Here is a 1,946-nt window from a genome sequence, read left to right as displayed (position 1 = left end):
GGCGGCGTCGGGAGTGGCGGGGTTGATCTGGTGAGCGGAGTTCGGCGACAGGCCCGATGTTTTCCAACCGGGTGAGCCAGTCCAGCAGTTCGTGGGAGTACCCGGCGCCGTCAACCCGAACCAACAAACTCTTGCGGTACGCGGGCGGGATTTGCGCGATCGCCTCGGTCAAGACCTGCGTGTGGTCCGCCGCGGTGTTCGAGCCGGCATTCCCCGGCCGCAACCGGGCGGCCAGGAGTTCGCCGGTGTTATCGCACCAGACCCCGATCGGGTGATACCCGAAGGTCTTCTTAAACGTCCGCGCCGCGTGTTCCTTCTCCGAGTGGGCGATCACGATCGTGGCGTCGACATCCAGCACGACCAGATCCTTCGGCAACGTGCTGTCGGCCACTCGCGCCGCCGGGAGCCCGCCCGGCAGTAGCTCCCACACCCGTTTGCGGGTCTTGGCCCGCGCGGCCGCGACCCGCTTCGCCGAGGTATCGGCCAGCTCGTCCAACGCGCGCCACACCGTCGCCGGCGACGCCACCGGCCCGAGCACATGGTCTTGGTGACGCAGCGTGTCTATATCCGAGATCGCTTCACCACCGGCGACCAGCATCGTGGCCACATCCACCAGCACCCGGCCCCGGTCATGACCCGGGACGAAACCGCGCCGCACGAGGGCCGTCGAGAGCGTCTCGGTCAGGCCGACCCGATCGGCAAGAAGCCGCACCGCGACGCTGCCCGCGTGGGCGACCACGCCGCTGCCGTCACCAGATATCGCCAACCCGCTCGACCACGAAGTACGCTTCACCTACGGAGTGCCTTCCCGCTCAGGAACTTTGAACTGTCGTAAGTCCAAGTATCCCGTTGCAGGACAGGCACTTCCGTACTTTCACACCCAGGACACGCCGATCACTGATGCACGATCGAGGCTTACACCGCTAAGTCGAAAACAAGGTTTCAGCAAGGGTCGTCTGCGCACGGCCTTGGGGAATGCCGGTGTGCGTTATGAGCACCTACGTCCCCTGGGGAACGCAAGAGAGAACCGGCCCCTCTTCGCTGGGGCGGAGGTGCAAGTGGGCAGGGCTCGCTATCGCGCGGGCCTCCGAACCCCCGAGGCGCGAGCGGCGCTCATTGAGTTGGCCTCGTGGAGACAGGAGCACCATGTGGCTCTCCTTTGCTTTGAGAAGGACGAGAAGCGATGCCATCGGGCGGTCGTCCTCGAAGAGCTCGCTCAACTGGGGTAGTACACGCCCAGGACATGGAACACATGGCGACGCTTGGCCTGGTTCCCGACGAAGAAGGCGGGTTGCCTGGGAGGCCGGAACATCATGTCAACGAACTTCTCCCGTAGCGCGGCTTTCACTTCGTCGGCGGGGAGGTTACCAAGTCGCCGTTGGAGCGCGACGAACTCCCAATCGATGATGCTCTGGTCGTGACCGTTGCGTTGGGCGTCGTAGCACTTCCATCTGTAGTGGCCCTCGAATCTCGGCGCTTCGAGAGGGCTCTTGTCCGAATCATCAAAGAGATCAAACTGATGACGTAGGCGTCGATCTTGGCCGACTCGTCGGGCGTCCAGCCATCATGGTCGGTGATCCGCAGATCGGCCATTGCACGTACAGGGACGAGCCCGAGCGATGGGGCCACAGTCGAGTGCTGATTCGTTCGGAAAAGAGGCTCATCGAACTTGAGCGGGCAACTCGTTGGTCCCAGCTGTAGCTCGTCGGTGTTGACGAGTGCAGGCCCAGCGTATGCGGCGGCGTTGGTTCTCGGTGTTGCGGAAGCCGAAGGCGTTGCGTCCTTGGTGCTTGGCGAGCCGGTTGTAGCCCTCGGAGCGGGCGTTGGAGTAGCCGGTGAGCAGGCCGGCCTCGATCGCGGGCCACCAGTTCTCGACGGTCGCGGCGAGGCGGTGGACCTCTGGGCTGTCGCTGGCGGCGGCGAGGGACAGGAAGCGCCACAGGCGG

The 1,946-nt window shown here is 64.7% G+C and carries 3 protein-coding genes; 1 reads left to right on the top strand and 2 read right to left on the bottom strand.

Features of this window, described 5'->3' with window-relative positions; all coding sequences use genetic code 11:
- Nucleotides 1-739 (bottom strand): transposase (locus BN11_RS18510; RefSeq protein ID WP_162213291.1); only part of this gene is annotated, 739 nt, incomplete at its 3' end.
- 61 nt (nucleotides 740-800) lie between these two features.
- Between BN11_RS18510 and BN11_RS26215 the strand changes: the two genes are divergently transcribed.
- On the top strand, nucleotides 801-1,229 hold the full coding sequence (locus BN11_RS26215) for a DUF488 domain-containing protein (protein ID WP_407667992.1): 429 nt from the start codon (nucleotides 801-803) through the stop codon (nucleotides 1,227-1,229).
- A gap of 431 nt (nucleotides 1,230-1,660) precedes the next feature.
- Here the strand turns inward: BN11_RS26215 and BN11_RS18505 are convergent.
- On the bottom strand, nucleotides 1,661-1,946 hold a 286-nt coding region (locus tag BN11_RS18505; protein ID WP_162213271.1), incomplete at its 5' end, for a transposase.

The sequence above is a fragment of the Nostocoides australiense Ben110 genome (assembly GCF_001050535.1).
GTDB classification, from domain to species: domain Bacteria; phylum Actinomycetota; class Actinomycetes; order Actinomycetales; family Dermatophilaceae; genus Nostocoides_A; species Nostocoides_A australiense.
This window is presented reverse-complemented; position numbering and strand designations above follow the sequence as displayed.